We start from the raw sequence: 22,167 nt of genomic DNA, 5'->3' as shown, positions 1-22,167 counted from the left end.
TCAGGCCGGCTGCGGCGTGTCCTCCTCGGCGAGGACGACCTCCCACGCCTCCACGTCCCGTTCGGTGACCGTGGTGGGGGACTCCAGGTGGTATGCGCCGCTGGGCAGGACTCCCGCGCCGCCGTGGCGGGACATCACGGCGAGCTGCGCGGCCACGTCCTCGCCCTGGTGCTTCTCCTGCACCCGACGCCAGAAGTCGAAGCCACCGGCGTCGACGAGCTTGGCCCGGTCGTAGAGCACGCACCCACCGATCCAGGAGACCTTGTACGCCCGCCACGCGCCCGGCGGCAGCGCCAACTGCTCGGTGATGTGCAGCAGGTTCGCGGCGGAGTGGATCCGGGCCCGGTTCCACTCCGGGGTGTCGGGTCGGATCCGCTCCGGTGTGGGCGGGCCGACCCACTCCTCGTAGTGGCCATGCGACTCCGGCCGCACGTCGTCGGTGTACGAGAGCCCGTGCACGCCGTTGCCGACGAACCCGCAGCCCAGCTCCCCGATCGCGGTGACCAGTCGGTGCAGCGCACCCGGTTCCAGCCAGATGTCGTCGTCGAGGCTGAGGACGTACCGGGCGGCCGAGGCGGCGAGCAGGTACGCCCGGTGTTCGGCCAACCCCCGTCGGGGCAGCCGGCGGGTCAGCAGCACTGGGTGACCCCGGTGGCGCAGCGCCCGGACCATGGTGGCCGCGGCGGGATGCGCGTACGCCGGATCCCCATCGGACTGATCGCTGACGACCACGCCGAAGCCGGGTACGCCGTCCTGGGCGGCGAGCCCGCCCAGGGTGACGGCCAGCTCGGCGGGCCGGTTCCGGGTCGGAATCAGCACGTCGACCAGCCGGTCGGCGCGGAACTCCTCCGGGGATCCGGGGTCGAGAGGGCGGTTCACGACGCCTGGGTGCGGGAGCTGAGCGACGGGTCGGGCTCCCGGTCGTTGGTGTGTGGCGACGGGTCCTGGCTGTGCGACCGGATCCGCTCGATGATCGCGGAGGTGGACCGGTCCGGCACGTACCCCAGGGTGCGCACCTGGCCGCCCAGCCGGCGCACCAGCGGCGCCTCCGGCACCAGCTCCGGTGGATAGTCGCCGCCCTTGACGTACACGTCCGGTCGGACGGCCTCGATCAGGGCGGCGGGTGAGTCCTCCTCGAAGACCACCACGTGGTCCACGCAGGCCAGCGCGGCCAACAGGGCTCCCCGGTCCTCGACCGGGTTGACCGGCCGGTCCGGGCCCTTCAGCCGTCGTACGCTGCCGTCCGAGTTGACCGCCACGATGAGCAGGTCGCCCAACTCGCGGGCCTGTTCCAGGTAGCGCACGTGCCCGCGATGCAGCACGTCGAAGCAGCCGTTGGTGAAGACCACCGACCGTCCCGCCTCGCGGTACTCGGCGACGATCGCGTCCAACTCGTCGCCGTCGACAAGCGCGGGGTGGCTCGTGGTGTCGGTCGGCTGGTCCAGCGCCGCCAGCAGGTCGTCCCGTCGGCACACGCAGGTGCCGGTGTCCGAGACGGTGATGGTGGCCGCCAGTTGGGCGAGCTGGGCCGCGGTGGGGAGGGGCGCGTCGGCGGCCAGGGCCAACGTCATCGCCGCCAGGTACGCGTCGCCGGCACCCACGGCGTGGCTCGCCGGCACCGGGGTGCTGTGGCTGCGTCGTGGCTCCCCGTCGGCGCCGCCGACCACCGCGCCCTCGGTGTCCAGGGTCACCGCGACCACGTCGGCACCGGTGTGCGCGCGCAGTTCGGCCAGGCGCGACTCGGCCAGGACGGCCCGGTCGACGCCCTCTCCGGCCCGGGTGTTCACGGTGACACCGGTGCCGGTGACGCTGAGCCCGTCGCCGGTGAGGGCCACCCGTCCCTCCCCCGGGGTGGGCTCGCCGACCGGCCCCGGGCGGTCGGCCCGCGCCAACGCGGCGGTCGTGTCGTCGGCGCGTACCGCGCCCGGGGCCGCGCCCACGGTCATCTCGGAGGGCCCGTCGGCCGGGTCGCCGTCCGGGTGTTCCAGGTGCAGTTCGGTCCCGCCTGTCGGTCGGGTCGTACCGCCCGCGCGGGCCAACAGTCGGGTCGCCTCGGCGAAGCTGGGCGTGACCACGGTCGGCGCGAGGCCCCGCCAGTCGGCCAGGTCGTGGGCGTCCAGCGCGACCGTGGCGTACCGCTGGCGGTTCTCCACCAGCCACGCGCGGACCGGCGCGGGGAGTGCGCCCAGGCCGTAGTCGCAGACCACCAGGGTCGGCGCCTCCCCACCGGCGGCGGCGCGCAACTCCTCGGTGGCGCAGCTCAGGGCGGTGAGCAACCGAGCCACACCATCGTGGTCCAGGGCGTCCTCCGGGTCGCCGGAGTCCTCCCGCAGCAGGATCTGGTTGCCGGCCAACATCCGCCGCTTCACCGGGGTGGGCCGCCCGGGCTGGTTGACCGTACGGTCCCAGACGCTCGCGCGGTCCAGGCAGTCGTGCAGTTCGTCCCCGGCGACGTCGGCGCCGACCGGTGCCACCAGCACCGCCCGGCCGCCGAGGGCGGCGACGTTGACGGCGGTGTTCGCGGCCCCGCCGGCGGCGGAGATCCGCCGGCGCAGGGTGAGGACGGGGGCGGGCGCCTCCCGGCACAGCCGGTCGGAGTCGGCGAACCGCCATTCGTCCAACATGGCGTCGCCGACGATCAGGACTGGGCGTCCGAGCCAGCTCTCCACGACGGTGGCGAGCCGGCGCTGTTCCGCTGCTGCTCCTGCCATGCCTCCCCGGGTCCCCAGCGGCCTGGCGGACAAACCTGGGTGGCGGCCGGTCCCGCCGCCGGTCACGCCGCCTTCGGTGGCCCCTGACCGGTCCGAACCGGTCCGAACCTGTCCGACCTGTTTCGGTCGGTCGAGGGCGGGAAGGGGATTGAGGTACCCCCGGAAAGGAGATGTACCGAGATGGCAGCGACATTGCAGGGCAAGCGGATCGCCTTCCTGGCCGCCGACGGCGTCGAGGAGGTCGAGTACGTCCAGCCGCGCGAGGCGGTCGAGAACGCCGGCGCGACGGCCGAACTGGTCTCGCTGAAGCCCGGTTCCATCCAGTCCTTCAACCACCTGGACCACTCCAAGACGTACGACGTGGACGTGACAGTCGACAAGGCCGACGCCGCCGGCTACGACGCGCTGGTGCTGCCCGGAGGGGTGGCGAACCCGGACTTCCTGCGGGGCGACGCGGACGCGGTGCGGTTCGTGAAGGCGTTCTTCGACGCGGGCAAGCCCGTCGGGGTGATCTGTCACGGCCCGTGGACGCTCATCGAGGCGGACGTGGTGCGCGGTCGACGGATCACCTCCTGGCCCACCCTGCGTACCGACCTGACCAACGCCGGAGCCACCTGGGTGGACGAGGAGTGCGTCACGGACGGCAACCTGACCAGCAGCCGCAAACCCGACGACCTCCCCGCCTTCTGCGCAGCAATCACCAAAACCTTCACTGCCTAACCGCCCCACCCCTCTTCCCCTGTTGATCAAGAGCTTTGCGTCACGAACGCGACGTGCGATGACGCAAACCTCTTGATCAACGCTGCGGGGCGGGAGCGCGAGAGGGGTGGGTGGGAGTTGGTTTTTTGGCGGTTCGGCGCATGTTCTGCGGCTCGCGGGATAGAAGGGCACATGACCACCGAAGCCTCGGATGCGCCGGTGCTGAACCGTCAGCAGATCCGGCTGCTCATGTTCGGCCTGATGACCGGCATGCTGCTGGCCGCACTCGACCAGACCATCGTCGGCACGGCGCTGCCGACCATCGTGGGCGAGCTGGGCGGGATCAACCACTACTCCTGGGTGGTCACCGCGTACCTGCTCGCCTCGACCGCGTCGACGCCGCTCTACGGCAAGATGGCCGACCTGTACGGACGTCGGCCGGTCTTCCTCTTCTCGATCGGCACGTTCCTGCTCGGGTCGTTGCTGGCCGGGTTGTCGCAGAACATGACCCAGTTGATCGTCACCCGGGGTATCCAGGGTCTCGGTGCCGGTGGTCTGCTGACGCTCGCGTTCACCATCATCTCGGACGTGGTGTCACCCCGGGAGCGTGGTCGCTACCAGGGCCTGTTCGGCGCGGTCTTCGGGATCTCGTCGGTCGCCGGGCCGCTGGTGGGCGGTTACTTCGCGGAGACCGACTGGCGGTGGATCTTCTACATCAACGTGCCGCTGGCGATCCTGGCCATCGTCGTCTGCTACCACGTGATGCGGCTGATCCCGTTCGAACGTCGGGACCACTCGATCGACTGGCTCGGCGCCGGCCTGCTGGTGGCCGGGGTGAGCGCCCTGCTGCTCGCGCTGAGCTGGGGCGGCAACGAGTACGCCTGGGGTTCCGGCGTGATCATCACGCTCTTCGTGGTCGGTGCGGTGCTGGGGGTGCTCTTCGTCCTCCAGGAGGCCCGGGTGGCCGAGCCGATCCTGCCGTTGCGGCTGTTCAAGAGCGCCACCTTCGCGCTGGCCAACTCGGCCCTGCTCGTCATCGGTCTGGTGATGTTCGGTTCGATCATCTTCATCCCGCTGTACCTGCAGATCGTGAAGGGTGCCTCGCCGACCCGCAGCGGTCTGCTGATGCTGCCGATGATGGCCGGCATCATCATCACCTCCATCCTGACCGGCCGCGCGATGACCCGGATCGGCCGCTACAAGTGGTTCCCGGTGGCCGGTTCGGTGACCCTCCTGGTCGGCATGTTCCTCTTCACCCAGTTGGAGGTGGCCACCTCGCTCTGGGTCGCGTTCGGGTTCATGGTGGTGATCGGCGTCGGGCTGGGCCTGTGTATGCAGTCGCTGATCCTGGCGGTGCAGAACGCGGTCTCCGTACGCGACCTGGGGGCTGGCACCTCCTCAGCGACCTTCTTCCGGTCGCTGGGTGGTTCGTTCGGGGTGGCGATCCTCGGCACGGTGCTCTCGTCCCGGCTGACCAGCGGGCTCGCCGACCGGTTGCCCGGTGCGATCGCGCAGCTTCCGCCGCAGGAGCAGGCCGCCGTGGCGGCGAGTGGCGGCACCAACATCTCGATCAACGACCCGGCCACCATCCTGGCCCTGCCGGGGCCGGTACGTGCGGCCATCCAGGGCGCCTTCGTCGACGCGCTGGACATGGTGTTCCTGACCGCCGGCCTGATCGCGATCGTGGCGGTGGTGGTCACCCTGACGTTGCCCAACACGCAGCTGCGGGGCGCCGGCCCGAAGGGCGCCACCGGTGGCGCCGACCCGCTCGGCGGCGAGGCCCCGGCGCCGGGCGGCAAGCCGTTGACCCGCGAGTCGAAGGAGGAGGCCGCCGCGGACATGGAGGCCAAGTCCCAGACGATGATCTGAGCGCCTCGAACACCGACCGCCCCGGACCGCTCCGGGGCGGTCGGTGTCAGCCGGCCACGAGGCGTAGCCGCTGCGGGTGTTGGTCGTTGAGGCGGTCGAGCGCGTCGGAGGTCGCCGCATCGGCGGGCAGGTACACGATCAGGCGTTGGTCGTCGTCCGCCGGGAGTTCGAGGGTCTCGTACGCGAGCCGGAGCATGCCCGCCTCGGGATGGGCCAACCGGAAGATGCCGCTGGCCTTCGGCAGGCTGGTCACGGTGTCGACGCGCCGGGTGAAGGCGTCGCCCGCCGTGATGGTCAGCTCGTCGGCCAGGGCGGCCATCGGCGGGTACGCCCGGAACGGACCTTGTTTGAGGGCGGCGACCTGCTCGTCGGCCAGGTGGTCCCAGTCCGGGTACGCGCCGCGTGCCCGGACGTCGCCGAGGATGAATCGGGCGAGGTTGGCCGGCGTCGCGTCCAGCAGGCCGATCGGACCGACCAGCCGCGCGTAGCCGGCGGTGTGGGCGAGGACGTCGCTGAGCCGGTTGAGCAGCACCGCCGGCCCGGGTTCGAGACGGTCGAGCAACGCCTGCACGGTCCGACGTACCTCGCCGCTCGGGGTGGTCTGGCCCCGGCAGTTGTAGCTGGGATCAGCCGCCTTGGTGAGGCGGTGCAGGTGGGCGCGTTCGTGCCAGTTCAACCGGAGTGCGTTCGAGAGCGCGGCGAGCACCTGCGGGGACGGTCGGCGGTCGCGGCCCTGTTCGAGTCTCGTGACGTACTCAACGCTCACGTCGGCGAGGGCCGCCACCTCGGATCGGCGTAGCCCCGGGGCGCGACGGCGTGGCCCGGCGGGCAGCCCCACCTCGGCCGGTGTCACCGCTTCCCGGTGAAGGCGCAGGAACAACCCAAGCTCGTTGTCGCTCACCGTCCGAACGTAACAACGCCGGCCGGCCGGATGGTGTCCCTGCCACTACCAGCCTCAGTCCGGTCTCCCTGGCCTGCTCTCAGCTGACGACCGTGAAGGGAGGCGCTCGACAGCGGTCGAGCGGAAATTCCTGATCGGTTGGAGCTGAGTCATGAGTCGTATGGTTGCGGTCGTCGGCGGCGGTTACGGGGGTACGGCGGTCGCCAAGGCGCTGGAGTCGGTGGCCGATGTCGTCCTCATTGATCCTCGGGACGCGTTCGTCAACGTCGCCGGGGCGCTGCGGGCGCTGGTCCGGCCCGACTGGGCAGGCAACATCTTCTTTCCCTTCGACACGGTGCTCACGCGGGGCACGGTGATCCGGGACCGAGCGGTCTCGGTGGATCCCGGTGGTGTCACGCTGGCTTCGGGTCAGCGTGTCGCTGCGGACTATCTGGTGCTGGCCACCGGCTCCAGTTACGCCTACCCGGCCAGGCTCAACGCCGACTCCATCGAGGCGGCGCTCGACGACCTGCGTCAGACCAACAAGGAGTTGGCCAGCGCCGAACGGGTCCTGATCCTCGGTGCCGGGCCGGTCGGACTGGAACTGGCCGGTGAGATCAAGGAGGTCTGGCCGGACAAGCACGTCACCCTCATCGATCCGGCCGAGCAGCTGCTGCCCGACTTCGGGCCGGGGCTGCGCGACGACCTGCACCGGCAGCTCGACGAGCTGGGCATCGAGGTGCGGCTGGGGACCAGCCTGGCCGCGCCGTTGCCGACCGACGCCAACCGGGCCGCGACCGTCACGGCCACCACCACCGACGGCGACGAGATCACCGCTGACATCTGGTTCCGTGCCTTTGGCCTGCGGACCAACAGTGACTATCTCGTCGACGGCCGGCTGACGACGCTCACGTCGCAGGGGCAGGTAGCCGTCACCGAAACTCTCCACGTGCGCGGGGCCGACGACATCCTCGACCACGTCTACGCGATCGGCGACCTCACCGACGTCGCGGAGGACAAGATGGCCGCGTACGCGTTGCAGCACGCCGAGGTCGTGGCGCGGAACATCACCGCGCAGCTGCGTGGCGGGCAGCCGACGGCCACCTACCAGCCGATGCCCCATCCCATGATCCTGGTCCCGCTCGGGTCGCGACACGGTGTCGGCCAGATGCCCACGCCCGACGGCCCGGCCGTCGTCCCTGCGGCGACGGTCGCCGAGTACAAGGGCGTCGACCTGTTCACCGGGCGCTTCACCGAACAGTTCGGCCCCACCGCGGCCTGAGACGACCGCGGTGGTCAGGCGGGGCGGCGGTAGGCGCCGTACCACCAGGTCGCGGCCAACTCCCGGGCCGCCGCCGCGTCGGTCTCGGGGTCGGCCGAGGTCGTGCTGACGTGGTCGGCCAGGAAGCGGTCGCCGCCGACCACGATCAGCCGGCTGGCCGTGGTCACGTCCACGTCGGCGGGGGTACGCCCGGCCTGCTGCTCGGCGCGGAGCACGTCCACGGTGCGGGCCACGAACTGCTCCAGCCCGGCCGCCCAGTACTCCCGGACCGCCTCGTCGTACGCGGCGACCTCGCTGACCGCGGCCAGCACCGGGGCGTACGTCCGGTATATCCGGATCACGTCGGCGAAGATCTCGGTCAGCCGCGCGAGCGGGTCGCCCGGCCCGCCCGGGTCCCATTCGCCGGTGCGGTCGAACGAACTCTCCCGCATGGTGCCGGCGAGGCGCATGAGCAGCTCGCTCTTGTCCCGGAAGTGGGTGTAGAAGGTCGACCGCGCCACGCCGGCCTCGGCGGCGATCCGCTGCACGCCGAGGTCGGTGAAGCGGGTCCCCTCCTTCAGGAGTCGCTCGGTGGCCGCCAGCACCCGCGCTTCGACGGCCGCACGTCCGTCGGGGTTGCGCGGGCGGCGGCGGGTGATCGAGGGCATAGCCGGAATCCTAGGTGGCCGGGGGTCGGGTCGGCGACGTACGCTCGTTGCCGGACACACTGTCCGACATAGTGACCACGGAGGGCCTGACCTCGGCCTCCGACCCACCACGAGGAGCAACACACGTGAAGTACCGACTGCTGGGCACCACCGGGGTGTACGTCTCGGAGATCTCGCTCGGCGCGATGACCTTCGGCGGCAGCGGGCACCCGCTCTGGGGCACTCTCGGTGGGCTGGCGCTGCCCGAGGTGCAGCGGCTGGTGGACACCGCGCTGGACGCGGGCGTCAACTTCGTCGACACCGCCGACGGCTACAGCGACGGCGAGAGCGAGGAACTGCTCGGCAAGGCGCTCGGCAAGCGGCGTCGGGACGTCGTACTGGCGACGAAGGTGCACTCCCGGACGGGCCCCGGCCCGAACGACGTCGGCACCTCCCGGCTGCACATCATGCAGAACCTGGAGGACAGCCTGCGCCGGCTGGGCACCGATCACATCGACCTGTACCAGATCCACAACTTCGACCAGATCACCCCGTTGGAGGAGATGCTGCGCGCGCTCGACGACGCGGTCCGGCAGGGCAAGGTCCGCTACGTCGGCGCCGCCAACTTCGCCGCCTGGCAGATCTCCAAGGCGCTGGGCATCTCCGCCCGGGAGAAGTTGGCCGGGTTCGTCTCGGTGCAGGAGTACTACTCGCTGCTGGGCCGGGACGTGGAGCGCGACGTGGTGCCGATGGCGCTCAACGAGGGCGTCGGGCTGACCGTCTGGAGTCCTCTCGCCGGTGGTTTCCTCTCTGGCAAGGTCAGCCGGGACGGCGCCGTCGCCGACAGCGGCGCGCGCAGCGCCCAGCCCGGTTACGCCAGCTTCACCCCGTTCGACCCGGAACACGCCTTCGGGGTGGTCGACGTGCTCAAGGGCGTCGCCGAGCGACACGGGGTCAGCCCGGCCCGGGTGGCGGTCGCCTGGCTGCTGTCCCGGCCGGCCGTGACCAGCGTGATCGTCGGTGCCCGCAAGGAGGAGCAGCTGGTCGACAACATCGCCGCCTCGGACCTGACCCTGACCGCGGAGGATCTCACCGAGCTGGACGAGGCCACCAAGCTGCCGGTCGCGTACCCGAACTGGATCCAGGAAGGGTTCTTCGCCGGGCTCCGCCTTCCCCAGTGAGGGACGGCACCGGGGTCGGTGACCCCGGGGCCGCCCTACTTGAGGATGAGTCGGTTGGTCTGCTCGAAGACGTCCAGGTCGGCCAGGGTCTCGATGACCGAGGTGGAGAGCGGGGCGGGGAACCGGTCGCGGGCGAAGAACCCGGCGTCGGTGGTCTCGTCGGTGACCCGGGCCAGTTGGCCGTCCCACTCCTCGACCTTGAACGCCGTCGTGAACACCTGGTACGTGTGGCCGTACATGTTGGTGCTCGTGCGGTCCGGGCCGGTGTAGAGGGCGAACGCGCAGACCCGCAGCGCGCGCAGCCCGGTCTCCTCACGGACCTCGCGTACCGCGCAGTCGGCGATCGACTCGCCCAGCTCCATCGCGCCGGCCGGCATGGCCCACTGGCCGTTGTCCGAGCGTTTGATCAGCAGGATGCGTCCGGCGTCGTCGTTGACCACGGCTCGGGCGCCGACGAACATCAGCGTCCGGTCCCCGGCGAGCGCGCGTAACTGCCCCACGTATGAGTCGGCCCAGGAGATGCTCACCTGCGACAACTTACGGGGGTTCCCAACGTGTGACCGCCGACACTAGCTTGTTACCCATGCGTAGCACGATGATGGACGCCCCTCTGCAGATCTTCCGGATCCTCGACCACGGTGCAGGGGTGCACGGCACGGCCGAGGTGGTCACCTGGACGGGCGCCGAACCCCGCCGGATGACGTACGCCGAGGTGGGCCGTGCCGCCGCCCGGCTGGCCCACGCGCTGCGCGACGAGTGTGGAGTGACCGGCGACGAGCGGGTCGCCACGTTCATGTGGAACAACAACGAGCACCTGGTCGCCTACTTCGCGGTGCCGAGCATGGGTGCGGTGCTGCACACGCTCAACATCCGGCTCTTTCCCGACCAGGTCGTCTACATCGCCAACCACGCCGAGGACCGGGTGGTGCTCGTCGACAGCACGTTGCTCCCGCTGCTGGCCCGGGTGATCGGTGAGCTGACCACGGTGCGGCACGTCGTGGTGGTCGGCGGCGGTGACCCGGCGCCGCTGGTGGCGGCCGCCGGTGACCGGATCACGGTGCACCACTGGGACGCGTTGCTCGCCGACCGGCCCGACACGTACGACTGGCCGGAGGTGGACGAGCGGGACGCCGCCGCGCTCTGCTACACCTCGGGCACCACCGGCAACCCGAAGGGCGTCGCCTACTCGCACCGGTCGATCTACCTGCACTCGTTGCAGGTCTGCATGCCGGAGGGCTTCGGTCTCGGGCCGACCGACCGCGAGTTGGCCATCGTGCCGATGTTCCATGCCATGTCGTGGGGTCTGCCGTACGCGGCCTTCCTCTCCGGCGCGTCGCTGATCATGCCGGACCGGTTCCTCCAGGCCGCGCCGATCGCCGAGATGATCGCCGCCGAGCGGCCCACCCTGGCCGGCGCGGTGCCGACCATCTGGACCGATCTGCTGGCCTACCTGGACACCCACGACGTGGACACCTCCTCGCTCGGTGAGGTGATCGTCGGCGGCTCGGCGTGCCCGCCGGCACTGATGCACGCGTTCGACGAGCGGCACGGAATCAACGTCATCCACGCCTGGGGGATGACCGAGATGTCCCCGCTGGGGTCGGTTTCACGTCCGCCCGCCGGTGCGACCGGCGAGCAGGCGTGGCGCTACCGCTACACCCAGGGTCGGGTGCCGGCGGGCGTGCAGGCGCGGATCGTCGGCCCGTCGGGCGACCCGATGCCCGCCGATGGCACGGCCGTGGGCGAGCTGGAGGTCCGGGGGCCGTGGGTGACCGCGCGGTACGTCGGTGACGACGCCCCGGACGAGGAGAAGTTCCGCGACGGCTGGCTGCGTACCGGCGACGTGGGCACCCTTTCGCCGGACGGGTACATCACGCTGACCGACCGCGCCAAGGACGTGATCAAGTCCGGGGGTGAGTGGATCTCGTCGGTGGAGCTGGAGAACGCGCTGATGGCCCACCCGGCGGTCCTGGAGGCGTGCGTGGTCGGTGTCCCGGACGAGCGCTGGGACGAACGTCCGCTGGCCACCGTGGTGGTCCGGGAAGGCGCTTCGGTGACCGCCGAGGAGTTGCGGGAATTCCTGGCCGGGTCGGTGGCGCGCTGGCAGTTGCCCGAGCGCTGGGCCTTCATCGACACGGTGCCGAAGACGAGCGTGGGCAAGTTCGACAAGAAGGTCGTCCGTTCGCGGTACGCCGGGGGTGAGCTGACTGTCCGGGAGCTGACAGCCCCGTAACGTTTTCCCCGGCACTGTCGCCTGTTGGGCGGGAGTACTCCTGAAACAACCCTCCCCAGAGGGCGGCCCCGGCGTTCGCACCGCGCCGGGGCCGCCCGCTTCACGCGGGGTGACCCGCACCGTCATTGTTGCGAAAATTGTTCGCTTCTGTCCTGCTGACGGGGAAATCGGGTGGTCAGCGACCCGATCAGGCGTCGCTGGTGGTGATGAGTACCTTGCCCACCGTCGCATCCTCGACCGCCTGGTGCGCCGCGGCCGCCTCGGCCAGGGGGTAGTAGTGCAACGGCAGGCCGGCGTCCGCGCCGACCCGGATGCCACCCTGGCTGGCCGCCGCCGCCACGTCCTTCACGCCCTGCGCCTTGGCCGCCTTCGGCTCCGTGTAGACCAGCACGAACTGCCAGCGGGCGTTCGGCGCCATCATCGCCCGGATCGGGATGCTCACCTCGTCCCCGCCGTCGTCGGCGTACATGCAGACCGCGCCGCCGTGCCGCAGCACCCGTACGTCGACCGCGGCGTTGCGGGCGGGGGAGACCTCGACGATCGTGTGGACCCCGTCGGGGGCGATCTTGTGGACCTCCTCGACCACGTTCTGCTCCCGATAGTTGATCACCAGGGAGGCGCCGGCCGACGCGGCGAGCTGTGCCTTCTCCGCGCTGCTCACCGTGGCGATCACCGTTGCGTCGGCCCACCGGGCGAGCTGGATCGCGGCGTTGCCGACCGCACCCGCGCCGCCCTGCACCAGCACCGTGTGATCCGCCAGCGCCCCGGCCCGCAGCGTGTCCGGCATGAACTCGCCGGCGGTGAGACAGCGGTGCGCGGTGAGGAACGGGATGCCCAGGGCTGCGCCCAGCTCGAACGGAGCGGGGCCGAGGCGTACCGCCTGCCGGACCGGCACCAGCGTGTACTCCGCCGTCGTGCCCCACGGTCGCTGCCAGGCGGCCTCCCAGACCCACACCCGCTCACCGATCAGGTCGGGGTCGACGCCCTCGCCGACCGCCTCGACCACCCCCGCGCCGTCCTGCCCGGGGATCTGCCACCCGTTCGGCGGGGCGTTGCGGCGCGACTTCCAGTCGGTCGGGTTCACCCCGGAGACCGCCATCCGCACCAGTACCTCGCCCGCGCTCGGCTCCGGCACCGGCCGGTCGACCAGATCGAGCACCGAAGGGTCGCCGTTGCGTTCGTACACGATGGCCTTCATCCGTGGTCTCTACCCGGCTCGACCCGGGTCAACCCAGCTCGTCCACCAGCTCCGGGGTCAGCTCACCGATCGCGTTCAGCGTCGCCACGGCCAGCCCGGAGGCGTCCGGATCGAGCGGGTACGAGCCGTGCGGCACCGCCACCACCCGCATCCCCGCTGCCGCGGCGGAGCGCACCCCGTTGGACGAGTCCTCCACGGCGACACAGCGGGTCGGGTCGACGCCGAGGCGCTGCGCCACGCTCAGGTACACGTCCGGTGCGGGCTTGCCCCGCTCGGTCTGCTCGGTGGAGAGGGTCGCGCCGAACGCGTCGGTCAGACCGGTCGCCGCCAGCGCCGCCTCGATCAGCCGGGTCGGCGACGAACTGGCCAACCCGAGCGGCCACCGCGCGGCCAGCCGGCGAACGACCTCGTCGGCGCCGTCGATGAGGGGTACGTGGTCCCGGTAGCGACGGGTCATCTCCTCGACCACCTCGACGGCGACCTGCTCGGCGGTGCGGTCGACGCCCAGCTCACCGCTGAGGTAGTGGGCCCACTCGCCGGTGCTCATGCCCATCAGTCGGCGTTGCGTGTCCGGCTGCCACGTCCCGCCGTGCGCCGCCACGTACGCCCGGCGGACCTCCTCCCACACCGGCTCGGAATCCACGATCACGCCGTCCAGGTCGAAGACCACCGCATCAGTCACGGGCCCATCCTGCCCGACCGGCGGGCGCCCGGTCAGCCGGGCAGCGCGGGCAGGCCGAGCGGGCTGCCCTCGGGGAGCAGGGTGTGGCCGGACCGGGCGATCGGCTCCAGCAGCTCCCGGAGCCGGTCCGTGTCGTGAGGGCCGAGCGCCTGCCACGGGTGCGCGGCGGCCCGGTCGGTGGCGTCCTCGATGGCCTGGAACTCCGCCCGGGCGTGGTCGGTGGCCGCGCCGTCCCCGGTCAGCCAGCCCCGCTGGGTGAGCCGCTCGCGGGCGGCGTGCCACTGCTCCTCGGACCAGCCCCGGCCCAGCAGGTACTGCGGCGACGAACCGTCCAGCGCGACCCGCCCGGTCAGTGTCTCCACCGGGTCCAGCCCGGCGGCCACCAGTGCCGCCACGTGCCCGTCCCCCCGGTGTTCGCGCAGCGTGGTGGCGGCCTGCCAGAGCCGCGCCAGCGGGTACTCGCCGGCCGGGAGCGCCGCGTTGGCCGCGCCGAGCACCCGGCCGGCGGTCTGCGCCGCCGCGGCGGCCCGTTCCAGCAGGTCGGCGGCCTCCACCAGATGCGACTCCGGTAGCTCGTAGGTCAGCTCGGCGAGCGCCTGCACGGCACCGGTCAGGCGGGCCCGCAGCGCCTCCTGCGGGGTGGCCAACCGCCACACCGCAGGCAGCGCGCGGGCCACCATCGGCGGCGCGAAGTTGAAGAAGGCCGCGATCACCGGGGCCGCCTCGGTGGCTCCCAGCGGTGCGGCCCGGCCGGCGAAGTAACCGCGCCAGTAACCGCGCAGCCCGACCGCCTCGTACGCGGCCCGGGCCCGGGGGTGGAGGTAGGTGACGGTGTGCACCGGCTCGAAGTACGCCCACATCGACCGGGCGGTCCGCCCGGGCTCGTCCAGCGCCGTCACATGCACCTCCGCGTCCCGGTTCCGGATGCTCACCCCGGGCGGCGAACCGCCCGGGGTGACGCCGAACCTACTGCCGCTGGGTGACGGGCCGGAAGCCCCATGTGAACAACTCCATCGCGGCCCGGCGACAACCGGGACGACCCGGACAGGTCACTGGGCGGCGAGGACGTCCACCACGAAGCGCAGCGGACCGGTCGGACGTCCACCGGCGGCGGCCTCGTCATTGCCGTACGCCAGCTCGCCCGGGATGTCGAGCTGCACCCGGCTGCCCACGGTCACGCCGACCAGACCCTGGTCCCAGCCGGGGATGACCTGACCGACGCCGATCGGGAAGGTGGCCGGCTGCCCCGACTTCCAGGAGGAGTCGAACTCCTTGCCGTCCTTGTAGAACACGCCCACGTAGTTGGTGGTGATGTTCTGGCCCTTCTTCACGGCCGGGCCCTTGCCCTGGATCACCGGGGTGACCGTGAGCTTCTTGAGGTCACCCTTGCCCGGCGTCACCGTCGGCTTGGTGCCCAGGGCCGGGTCGGCGCCCTCGGGCAGCTGCGGAGCGGGGGGTGCGCCGGCCTCGTCGGGAGCCGGGGCGGAGGCGGACGGGGTCGCGTCGGCCTGGGTCTTGGGCTTGTCGTCGCCCCCGCCGATCGCCACGAAGACGGCGATCAGCCCTCCGACCACGGCGACGGCGAGGAGACCGCTGAGCCACGCGTTGCGCTTTCGCCTCGCGTCGGCGGCCTTCTTCTCCGCCAACTGGGCGGCCAGGCGGCGCCCCGACTTGGTCGCCGGGCTCTGGTCCTGGCCTGCCGACCGGTTCTGCTGCGTCCGCTCGCTCACGTCGTCGACTCCCTGCTGCGAAGTGTGGCCGGCACCCGGTGCCGGGGGGAAAGCCGACGCACACGGTACCCGCACCGCGGCCTACCGTGCCCGCCGCGGACGCCTCGGATCGCCCAGCGCGACAGTTCCGGGTCTTTCCCGGGCGGTTATTCCGGGACGACCATGAAGTCGGTCACGAACGAGGTGACCCGGCCATCGGCGGCACGGCCGATCCAGGTGCCGTAGCAGCCGTCGCCCCAACCCGTGGACACGGTGACGACGTTGGCGCCGCTGGCCTCGTCCAACACGGCGGTGATCAGCCCCGGGACCGGGGACGAGGGCAGCTCGGTCGGGATGAAGACCTCCTCGACCCGGTCGTAGTCCCAGCCCTCCAGGACGGCGAGCGCCGTCGGGTCGGCAAAGGTGCCGACACCGGCGTCCACCCCGTACCCGAAGTAGTCGTCCGCGCCGAGCGTGGCGACGTCCTGGTCACCCGCGACGGCCGGCTCCCAGCGAAGCGTCGGCTCGGTCGAGACGACCAGCTCCAGCGCGGCGACCCGTCGGTCCACCTCGGCGTCCTCCCGGAGCACCACCGCCACCCAGGCCCGGGCGGGATGCCGCCCCGGCGGCACGGTCACCGTGAACGGCTCCGCCTCCGGGCAGACCAGCGGGTCACACCCGACCACGCGGCCGGTCGGCAGCACGATGTCGCCCACCGGGTGAACCTCGATCAGGTACCCGCCGTGCTCGTCGGTGAAGCGGGCGCCGGGCGTCAGTAGCCGGTCCAGATCAGGGGTGTACGGCATGGGGCTCCTCCGGTCGCCAGCGGCCGGCGGAGCGTACCCGGCGCGGCGGACACCGCCGCCGCTGCCGTACGGTCAGGCGCTCTTGCGGGGTGCGGTCTTGCGCGCGGCGGTCTTCTTCGCCGGCTCCGCCTTCTTCGCGGCGGCCTTCTTGGCAGCGGTCTTCTTCGCCGGCTCGGCCGCCTTCTTCTCGGCCGTCTTCTTCGCCGCGGTCTTCTTCGCGGGGGCCTTGGTCGCCTTCTTCTCGGCTGCCTTCTGCGCGGACCGGGCCGACGAGATGGGTGTCGGCTCGCCACCACCGCCACCACCACGGGCCGGTTGCTCGCCGCGAGCAGTCTTGGCGCGCTCCACCGAGGCCTTCAACGCCGCCATCAGGTCGACCGCCGCGGCCGGCGCCTGCTCGACCTCCTCCGGCTGGACGACCTCCCGACCCTCCACCTTGGCGTCGATGACCTCCTGCAACGCGGCCCGGTAGTCGTCGGTGAAGACGTCCGGCTCGAACTCGCCGGTCATCGAGTCGATCAGTGAGCTGGCCATGGCCAGCTCCGGCGGGCGCACCTTGAGGTCCTCGTCGAGGAAACCGAAGTCCGGGGTACGGATCTCGTCCGGCCATAGCATGGTGTTGAGCAGCAGCACCCCCTCCCGGACCCGCAGCGTGGCCAGCTGCTCCCGCTGGCGCAGCGCGACCTTGACGATGGCCACCCGCTCCGAGTCGATCAGCGCGTCGCGCAGCAGCACGTACGGCTTGGTCGCCGCGCCGTCCGGCTCGAGAAAGTACGCCTTGTTGTAGAGGATCGGGTCGACCTGCTCGGCCGGAACGAACTCCAGCACGTCGATGGCGCGGGAGCTGGTCAGCGGCAAATCCGCGAAGTCCTCGTCGGTGAGGATCACCATTTCGCCGCCGCCGATGTCGTAGCCCTTGGCGATGTCGTCGTAGGTGACCTCCTCGCCGCAGACCGAGCAGGTGCGCTTGTAGCGGATCCGCCCGCCGTCCTCGCGGTGGACCTGGTGGAACCGAATGTCCTTCTCCTCGGTCGCGGAGTAGAGCTTCACTCCGATCGAGACGAGCCCGAACGACACGGCTCCCTTCCAGATGGCACGCATCCTGCGCTCCCTTCCCCGGTATTGACCATGCTCGCATCCGAAAGAACCGGACGCGAGGTGTTCGGCCTGGTACTACAGTCGGGTCGTGCCCGGAGCGCCGCTCAAGCCGATGCTCGCGATGACCGGGCCGCTCCCGGCGGGCGACGGCTGGGCTTACGAGTTCAAATGGGACGGCATCCGGGCGCTCGCTGACATCTCCGGTCGTGCTCAGCATCTGTACGCCCGATCCGGCGTGGAGATCACCGCCGCGTACCCGGAGCTGGCCACCCTGCCCGAGCAGGTCGATGACGCGCTGCTCGACGGCGAGGTGGTGCTGCTCGGCGAGGGCGGCCAGCCGTCGTTCACCGCGTTGGCCGAGCGGATGCACGTCAGGGACCGGGCCAAGGCGGCCCGGCTGGCCGCGGTCATGCCGGTGACATACATGATATTCGACCTGCTCCGGCTCAACGGTGACGACCTGACCGGCTGGCCGTACGAGCGGCGCCGGGAGGCGCTGGAGGCCCTCGCGCTCGGTGGCCCCCGGTGGGCGGTGCCCCCGATGTTCGCCGACGGGCCGGCCACCTACGAGGCGGCCGGGGAGCACGGCCTGGAGGGGGTGATGGCCAAGCGGATCGGGGCCGTCTACCGCCCGGGGGTGCGCTCGCCGGACTGGGTGAAGGTCAAGCTGGAGGTGACCGGCGACTTCGTCGTCGGCGGCTGGCGACCGGGTGCGCGCCGGATCGGCGGTCTGCTGGTCGGGGTGCCCGGGCCGGACGGCCGGCTGATCTACCGGGGCCGGGTCGGCGGCGGGATCGGCGCGGCCATCGAGCGGGAGCTCCTCGCCGAGCTGGAGCCGCTGCGGTCCGGCGCGTCACCGTTCGCGCCTGGAGTGCCGCGCGAGGATGCCCGGGGGGCCATCTGGGTAGAACCACGGGTGGTGGTGGAGGTGAAGTACGGCCAGCGCACCCCCGACGGCCGGCTGCGCTTCCCCCGGGTGCTGCGGTTGCGCCCGGACAAACCTCCGGAGGAGGTCGACGATGCCGGCTGAACGGCTACGGGTGGACGTCGAGGGTCGCGCGCTGGAGCTGTCCAACCTGGACAAGGTGCTCTACCCGGCGGCCGGGTTCACCAAGGGCGAGGTGATCGACTACTACACCCGGATCTCCCCGGTGCTGTTGCCGCACCTGCGGGACCGGCCGGTCACCCGGATCCGCTTCCCCAACGGCGTGGACGACAAGTCGTTCTTCGAGAAGAACACGCCGGCCGCGACCCCGGACTGGGTGCGGGTGGAGAACCTGCCCGCGCCCGGGTCGACGAAGGGCCGGGAAACCATCGACTACGTGGTCGCCGACGATCTGCCCACCCTGGTCTGGCTGGCCAACCTGGCCGCGTTGGAGCTGCACACACCGCAGTGGAAGGTGGGCGAGCACCCGGACATGATGGTCGTCGACCTGGACCCGGGCCCGCCGGCCGGGCTCGCCGAGTGTTGCCCGGTGGCGGTCCTGATGCGCGACCGCCTCGCCGACGACGGCATCGATTCGTACCCGAAGACCTCCGGCAAGAAGGGCATGCAGCTCTGCTGCCCGATCGCGGGCACCCAGTCGTCCGACCTCGTCTCCGACTACGCCCGGCGGATCGCCCAGGAGCTGGAGAAGGCCCACCCGAAGCTGATCGTGTCGAAGATGGCGAAGAACCTCCGACCGGGCAAGGTCTTCATCGACTGGAGCCAGAACAACGCGGCGAAGACCACCGTGGCGCCGTACTCGCTGCGGGCCCAGTCGGTGCCGTCGGTGTCGACGCCGCTGACCTGGGACGAGGTCGAGGCTGGCGCACGCGGCCGGAAGCCGGCCGTCCGCCAGTTCACCGCCGCCGAGGTCCTGGCCCGGGTCGAGAAGTACGACGACCTGCTCGGCCCCCTGCTCGACGGCGGCCCGGAGCTGCCCACTCGCTGACGGTCCGGAGCCCGGATGGGCGGGGGTGGTGGCGCCAGTACCGGGGTCACCTGACGTGATCGGCCGGCGCCTCCCGGTCAGGCTGGCGGCGGCGACACCGGCTGGCGGTGAGCGCGGTGGGCACGCAGCCGCCACCAGGCGGCCCCGACCAGGGCGACCGTGACGACGGTGACCGCGACGTCGCCGGCCAGGGCGGCCGCCGGGCTCGCCGGGGAGTACGGCGGCACCAGGTACGCGAACGCCGCGGCGGTCACCAGGCCCGCGGCTCCAGCCGTGAGTACATGCCGCTCCCCCCAACCGGCGCGCGACGACCAGTACGCGATCAGGGCTCCGGCGGCAGCGGCCAGCGTCAGTGCGATCGCCACCCCCGCCCAGCCGGGCGTCAGGTCGCCGCCGAGTCGGACGAGGACGACCAGCAGACCCACCCAGAGTGGATGCGGCACCCGACCGGCCCGGCGCGGCTGGGCGCGACGCCAGCGGGGCAGCAGGGCGACCGCGACGAGGGCGACGACAACCACGGCGGCGAAGGCCAGTTGGAGCGGGCTGGCCAGGAAGCCCTTCCGGCCGCTGCTGTCGGAGAAGATCAAGAGACTGCCGAGCACATAGATCACGCCGACCACGGCGAGACCGGGCCGGCCCAGCCACGGCCGCAGCCGGCGGTCCGCACCGAGAAACGACTCGATCAGCACGATCGGGGCGCAGATGGTCAGCACGATGTGGTTGCCCACGTAGTCGAACGCCTGCCGGAGGCTGAACTCCAACCCCGGCACCAGCGACGCCTCGGCGGCGGCCCGGGTGTCGCCGTACTGCGTGTCGTCGAGGTAGTCGGGGTTGAACAGCGACTGGTCGACCAACCCGGCCTGGAGTACGCCGAACGCGGCGGCGAGCAGCACGATCGTCGGCCAGCCCGCGCCAAGGTGCCGGGCGGACTCCCGGACGAGGATCGCCGCGCCGCCGTACATCGGGCCCAGGAAGATCAGCACCGGGAGGAAGTCGTCGATGGCGAAGCCACCCCACGAGCACTCGGCCGCCCACGGCGCGAGCAGCAACAACGCGATCACCGGCAGGAGCCGCCGGCGCAGCGGCAGGCGGTCGGCGGCGACCGGGCGGTCGGCGGGGTCGGGTCCGGTCGGCATGGGCGCTCCTCGGCGGCGTTTCGGGGATCGTTCCCTGCACCGTGCGCGGGCCACCCGGTCACCCGATACGGCCATCGGCCGACGACCCTTGCGACCAAAGTCGTTGAGTACTGTGGTGCCGACGTCGACCCGGGGAGCGTGGAGATGCGGCCAACCGACACTGCCGGCCTGGCGGCCCGGCCCGTCGAGGCCGAGCGTCCGCTGCTCAGCTACCGCGACGAGGCGACCGGCGAGCGCGTCGACCTGACCGCACAGCAGGTCGGCTCGTGGGCGGCGCGCAGCGCGAGCCTGCTGCGGGAAGGTTGCGGTCTCGGCCCCGGCAGCCGCGTAGCGGTGTTGCTGCCGCCGCACTGGCGTACCGCCGCGGTGTTGTTGGGCGCCTGGGCCTCCGGCCTGGCGGTGTCGTTCCGACCGCGCGCCACCGCGGGCCTGGCGGTGCTCGAACCCGGCGGCGACCGGCCGTTCGACGCGGTCTTCGTGACGCCGGAGCGGCAGGACGACTGGCTGGAGGACGTGCCGGACGCGCCGCACCGCTATCTCGTCGGCACCGGGCCGGGGCGGCTGGCCGACGTGCCGTTGGGCTGGTTGGACTGGTCCGCCGAGGTGCTTCGGCACGGCGACGGCGCGCCCGACCACACCGCCATCCACCCGTCGGACCCGGCCACCGCGGACGGCACCACCTACGGTCAGTGGGGTGCGCTCGCCCAGGAGTTCGCCGCGATGCTGGACCTACGCGCCGGCGACCGGCTGCTGGTCGACGCCGCCGAGACCGAGCAACCGCTGAAGTGGTTGCTCGCGCCGCTCTCGGCCGGCGCGTCCGTGGTGATCAGCGCCAACCTCGACCCGGCGCGGCGGGACGCGGTCCTCACCGCCGAACGGGTGACCCGCGTCCTCTGAAATCCGCCGTAGCGGCTCAAACAGCGCTGGCTGAACCGGTTTCGTTACATCGGCATCTGCCCTGCTCAGAGGGTTTTTCGTCGATGCCGTCGGCATGTTCTCATACCCGAACAGCGACGTCGTCGACCCGCACCGCCTCCCTCATCGAAAGGTGCACCGATGCGCAGAAGATCGACCTTCCGACTGGCGGTCCTCACTGCCACCGCCGCGACGTTCCTGGCGTCCGGCGGTGCCTCCGGGGCGCTCGCCACGGCCGCGCCCGCGCCCGCCTCCCCGGGCGTCACCGCGTGTGAGCCGGGCGCCGACGCGCACAGCGCCGCCCGGGTAGCCGAGGGCGCCACCGCCCAGGAGCCGGAGCTGTACTCCACGAACGAAGCCAACGCCTACGGCGTGATCAAGGACGCGCCGCGCCTGCCGAACGGCAGCGTCACCGTGCCGACGGTCTTCCACATGATCTCCGACCATCCGCTCACCGCAGCCGAGACGACCCGGTGGAACACCCTGATCGCCGCGCAGATGACGGTGCTCAACGACTCGTTCGCGGGCCGTACGGCGGGAGACGCCTCCAACACTCCGTTCCGGTTCTCGCTCGTCGACACGACGTGGACGGTGAACAGCGCCTGGTACACGGTCGTGCCGGGCAAGAACGAGCGGGACATGAAGAAGGCGCTGTACACCGGCGACTCGGAGACCCTGAACGTGTACGCGGCCAACATCGGCGACGGGCTGCTCGGCTGGGCGTACTTTCCGAAGGGCTACAACAACGGGCGCGACTACATCGACGGCGTGGTGATGCTCGACGAGTCGATGCCGGGCGGCACGGCCGGCAAGTACGCCCTGGGCGACACGCTGACGCACGAGGTCGGGCACTGGCTGATGCTGGAGCACACCTTCGCGCACGGCTGCTCCGCGTCCGGCGACTTCGTCGCGGACACCCCGCGCGAGGCGGCCCCGCAGTTCGACTGCCCGGTGGGTGCGGACACCTGCGCCGCGCCCGGGCTGGACCCGATCCACAACTTCATGGACTACACGCAGGACTCCTGCATGAACATGTTCACCACGGGCCAGGCGGACCGGATGAGCGACGCCTGGGTGGCGTTCCGCGCCGGATAACCCTCGGCTGGGCCTCGGGGCCGGCGAGTCGCTCAATGCGACTCGTCGGCCCCTTGTCCTGCCGATGATCAACTAACTGTTCACCCGTACAGCGTCCGGCTCTCATCCGGTTT

At 71.5% G+C, this 22,167-nt stretch carries 21 protein-coding genes; 9 read left to right on the top strand and 12 right to left on the bottom strand.

All coding sequences use genetic code 11. The features are described 5' to 3' along the window. Together ACIBD9_RS03105 and rfaE2 are read right to left on the bottom strand one after the other, a co-directional pair. The gene (locus tag ACIBD9_RS03105) at positions 1–879 is read right to left on the bottom strand and encodes a glycosyltransferase family 2 protein (RefSeq protein WP_396714041.1); all 879 of its coding nucleotides are present in this window, start codon (positions 877–879) and stop codon (positions 1–3) included. Then, a complete protein-coding gene (rfaE2, locus tag ACIBD9_RS03100; protein WP_396714039.1) occupies positions 876–2,711 on the bottom strand; it encodes a D-glycero-beta-D-manno-heptose 1-phosphate adenylyltransferase in 1,836 nt (611 codons plus the stop codon). Before rfaE2 ends, ACIBD9_RS03105 begins: the two co-directional genes overlap by 4 nt. A gap of 180 nt (positions 2,712–2,891) precedes the next feature. Between rfaE2 and ACIBD9_RS03095 the strand changes: the two genes are divergently transcribed. Both ACIBD9_RS03095 and ACIBD9_RS03090 read left to right on the top strand, forming a co-directional pair. Further along, complete coding sequence (locus tag ACIBD9_RS03095; RefSeq protein ID WP_387170949.1) at positions 2,892–3,431, top strand: type 1 glutamine amidotransferase domain-containing protein; 540 nt, start codon at positions 2,892–2,894, stop codon at positions 3,429–3,431. A gap of 171 nt (positions 3,432–3,602) precedes the next feature. Further along, positions 3,603–5,279, top strand: a complete 1,677-nt coding sequence (locus ACIBD9_RS03090; RefSeq protein ID WP_396714037.1) for an MDR family MFS transporter — start codon at positions 3,603–3,605, stop codon at positions 5,277–5,279. A gap of 46 nt (positions 5,280–5,325) precedes the next feature. Here ACIBD9_RS03090 and ACIBD9_RS03085 read toward each other — a convergent pair whose 3' ends face one another. Further along, positions 5,326–6,180, bottom strand: coding sequence for a helix-turn-helix domain-containing protein (locus ACIBD9_RS03085; RefSeq protein WP_396714035.1), 855 nt, complete (start codon positions 6,178–6,180; stop codon positions 5,326–5,328). A 151-nt stretch (positions 6,181–6,331) separates the two neighbouring features. Here ACIBD9_RS03085 and ACIBD9_RS03080 point away from each other — a divergent pair, with 151 nt between their 5' ends. Next, positions 6,332–7,441, top strand: a complete 1,110-nt coding sequence (locus ACIBD9_RS03080; protein ID WP_396714033.1) for an NAD(P)/FAD-dependent oxidoreductase — start codon at positions 6,332–6,334, stop codon at positions 7,439–7,441. 14 nt (positions 7,442–7,455) lie between these two features. On the opposite strand, the gene ACIBD9_RS03075 is transcribed toward ACIBD9_RS03080, so the two are convergent. Beyond that, the gene (locus ACIBD9_RS03075) at positions 7,456–8,088 is read right to left on the bottom strand and encodes a TetR/AcrR family transcriptional regulator (protein ID WP_396714031.1); all 633 of its coding nucleotides are present in this window, start codon (positions 8,086–8,088) and stop codon (positions 7,456–7,458) included. A gap of 125 nt (positions 8,089–8,213) precedes the next feature. Here ACIBD9_RS03075 and ACIBD9_RS03070 point away from each other — a divergent pair, with 125 nt between their 5' ends. Next, a complete protein-coding gene (locus ACIBD9_RS03070) occupies positions 8,214–9,248 on the top strand; it encodes an aldo/keto reductase (RefSeq protein ID WP_396714029.1) in 1,035 nt (344 codons plus the stop codon). Positions 9,249–9,283: 35 nt separating this feature from the next. Here ACIBD9_RS03070 and ACIBD9_RS03065 read toward each other — a convergent pair whose 3' ends face one another. Further along, a complete protein-coding gene (locus tag ACIBD9_RS03065) occupies positions 9,284–9,775 on the bottom strand; it encodes an NUDIX domain-containing protein (protein WP_030334282.1) in 492 nt (163 codons plus the stop codon). 71 nt (positions 9,776–9,846) lie between these two features. Here ACIBD9_RS03065 and ACIBD9_RS03060 point away from each other — a divergent pair, with 71 nt between their 5' ends. Then, the gene (locus ACIBD9_RS03060; RefSeq protein WP_396714419.1) at positions 9,847–11,481 is read left to right on the top strand and encodes a fatty acid--CoA ligase; all 1,635 of its coding nucleotides are present in this window, start codon (positions 9,847–9,849) and stop codon (positions 11,479–11,481) included. Positions 11,482–11,668: 187 nt separating this feature from the next. Here the strand turns inward: ACIBD9_RS03060 and ACIBD9_RS03055 are convergent, their stop codons facing one another. The 6 genes from ACIBD9_RS03055 to ACIBD9_RS03030 form a co-directional block, all read right to left on the bottom strand. After that, positions 11,669–12,679: an NADPH:quinone reductase gene (locus ACIBD9_RS03055; protein WP_396714027.1), complete on the bottom strand. Its 1,011-nt coding sequence runs from the start codon at positions 12,677–12,679 to the stop codon at positions 11,669–11,671. A gap of 28 nt (positions 12,680–12,707) precedes the next feature. Then, the gene (locus tag ACIBD9_RS03050; protein WP_396714025.1) at positions 12,708–13,361 is read right to left on the bottom strand and encodes an HAD family hydrolase; all 654 of its coding nucleotides are present in this window, start codon (positions 13,359–13,361) and stop codon (positions 12,708–12,710) included. A gap of 32 nt (positions 13,362–13,393) precedes the next feature. Beyond that, positions 13,394–14,221 carry a hypothetical protein gene (locus ACIBD9_RS03045; RefSeq protein WP_396714417.1) on the bottom strand — a complete coding sequence of 276 codons (828 nt, stop codon included), beginning with the start codon at positions 14,219–14,221 and terminating at the stop codon, positions 13,394–13,396. Positions 14,222–14,410: 189 nt separating this feature from the next. Further along, positions 14,411–15,091 (bottom strand): FKBP-type peptidyl-prolyl cis-trans isomerase, encoded by a 681-nt coding sequence (locus ACIBD9_RS03040; RefSeq protein WP_396714023.1) that lies wholly within the window; start codon positions 15,089–15,091, stop codon positions 14,411–14,413. 146 nt (positions 15,092–15,237) lie between these two features. Next, on the bottom strand, positions 15,238–15,876 hold the full coding sequence (locus ACIBD9_RS03035) for a DUF4241 domain-containing protein (protein WP_396714021.1): 639 nt from the start codon (positions 15,874–15,876) through the stop codon (positions 15,238–15,240). A 72-nt stretch (positions 15,877–15,948) separates the two neighbouring features. Next, on the bottom strand, positions 15,949–16,977 hold the full coding sequence (locus ACIBD9_RS03030) for a Ku protein (RefSeq protein ID WP_396714019.1): 1,029 nt from the start codon (positions 16,975–16,977) through the stop codon (positions 15,949–15,951). 85 nt (positions 16,978–17,062) lie between these two features. Between ACIBD9_RS03030 and ligD (ACIBD9_RS03025) the strand changes: the two genes are divergently transcribed. Both ligD (ACIBD9_RS03025) and ligD (ACIBD9_RS03020) read left to right on the top strand, forming a co-directional pair. Further along, complete coding sequence (gene ligD / locus ACIBD9_RS03025) at positions 17,063–18,004, top strand: non-homologous end-joining DNA ligase (protein ID WP_396714017.1); 942 nt, start codon at positions 17,063–17,065, stop codon at positions 18,002–18,004. After that, on the top strand, positions 17,994–18,908 hold the full coding sequence (ligD, locus tag ACIBD9_RS03020; RefSeq protein ID WP_396714015.1) for a non-homologous end-joining DNA ligase: 915 nt from the start codon (positions 17,994–17,996) through the stop codon (positions 18,906–18,908). Before ligD (ACIBD9_RS03025) ends, ligD (ACIBD9_RS03020) begins: the two co-directional genes overlap by 11 nt. Positions 18,909–18,985: 77 nt before the next feature. On the opposite strand, the gene ACIBD9_RS03015 is transcribed toward ligD (ACIBD9_RS03020), so the two are convergent. Further along, positions 18,986–20,044 (bottom strand): hypothetical protein, encoded by a 1,059-nt coding sequence (locus ACIBD9_RS03015; protein ID WP_396714013.1) that lies wholly within the window; start codon positions 20,042–20,044, stop codon positions 18,986–18,988. A gap of 144 nt (positions 20,045–20,188) precedes the next feature. On the opposite strand from ACIBD9_RS03015, the gene ACIBD9_RS03010 reads away from it, so the two are divergent. Together ACIBD9_RS03010 and ACIBD9_RS03005 are read left to right on the top strand one after the other, a co-directional pair. Beyond that, positions 20,189–20,941: a TIGR03089 family protein gene (locus ACIBD9_RS03010; RefSeq protein ID WP_396714011.1), complete on the top strand. Its 753-nt coding sequence runs from the start codon at positions 20,189–20,191 to the stop codon at positions 20,939–20,941. A gap of 159 nt (positions 20,942–21,100) precedes the next feature. Then, complete coding sequence (locus ACIBD9_RS03005) at positions 21,101–22,054, top strand: zinc metalloprotease (protein ID WP_396714010.1); 954 nt, start codon at positions 21,101–21,103, stop codon at positions 22,052–22,054. Positions 22,055–22,167: the final 113 nt, after the last annotated feature.

This window comes from Micromonospora sp. NPDC050784, assembly GCF_044456765.1.
GTDB lineage: Bacteria > Actinomycetota > Actinomycetes > Mycobacteriales > Micromonosporaceae > Micromonospora > Micromonospora foliorum.
The sequence above is the reverse complement of the archived record's forward strand: the minus strand, read 5'-3'. Positions and strand labels throughout refer to the sequence as shown.

What these genes read in the sequence shown, in the direction of transcription:
- rfaE2 (WP_396714039.1), bottom strand. Translation starts at nt 2,711, where the DNA reads ATGGCAGGAGCAGCAGCGGAACAGCGCCGGCTCGCCACCGTCGTGGAG.
- ACIBD9_RS03095 (WP_387170949.1), top strand. Translation starts at nt 2,892, where the DNA reads ATGGCAGCGACATTGCAGGGCAAGCGGATCGCCTTCCTGGCCGCCGAC.
- ACIBD9_RS03090 (WP_396714037.1), top strand. Translation starts at nt 3,603, where the DNA reads ATGACCACCGAAGCCTCGGATGCGCCGGTGCTGAACCGTCAGCAGATC.
- ACIBD9_RS03080 (WP_396714033.1), top strand. Translation starts at nt 6,332, where the DNA reads ATGAGTCGTATGGTTGCGGTCGTCGGCGGCGGTTACGGGGGTACGGCG.
- ACIBD9_RS03075 (WP_396714031.1), bottom strand. Translation starts at nt 8,088, where the DNA reads ATGCCCTCGATCACCCGCCGCCGCCCGCGCAACCCCGACGGACGTGCG.
- ACIBD9_RS03060 (WP_396714419.1), top strand. Translation starts at nt 9,847, where the DNA reads ATGGACGCCCCTCTGCAGATCTTCCGGATCCTCGACCACGGTGCAGGG.
- ACIBD9_RS03055 (WP_396714027.1), bottom strand. Translation starts at nt 12,679, where the DNA reads ATGAAGGCCATCGTGTACGAACGCAACGGCGACCCTTCGGTGCTCGAT.
- ACIBD9_RS03045 (WP_396714417.1), bottom strand. Translation starts at nt 14,221, where the DNA reads ATGTGGGCGTACTTCGAGCCGGTGCACACCGTCACCTACCTCCACCCC.
- ACIBD9_RS03035 (WP_396714021.1), bottom strand. Translation starts at nt 15,876, where the DNA reads ATGCCGTACACCCCTGATCTGGACCGGCTACTGACGCCCGGCGCCCGC.
- ACIBD9_RS03030 (WP_396714019.1), bottom strand. Translation starts at nt 16,977, where the DNA reads ATGCGTGCCATCTGGAAGGGAGCCGTGTCGTTCGGGCTCGTCTCGATC.
- ligD (WP_396714015.1), top strand. Translation starts at nt 17,994, where the DNA reads ATGCCGGCTGAACGGCTACGGGTGGACGTCGAGGGTCGCGCGCTGGAG.
- ACIBD9_RS03015 (WP_396714013.1), bottom strand. Translation starts at nt 20,044, where the DNA reads ATGCCGACCGGACCCGACCCCGCCGACCGCCCGGTCGCCGCCGACCGC.
- ACIBD9_RS03010 (WP_396714011.1), top strand. Translation starts at nt 20,189, where the DNA reads ATGCGGCCAACCGACACTGCCGGCCTGGCGGCCCGGCCCGTCGAGGCC.
- ACIBD9_RS03005 (WP_396714010.1), top strand. Translation starts at nt 21,101, where the DNA reads ATGCGCAGAAGATCGACCTTCCGACTGGCGGTCCTCACTGCCACCGCC.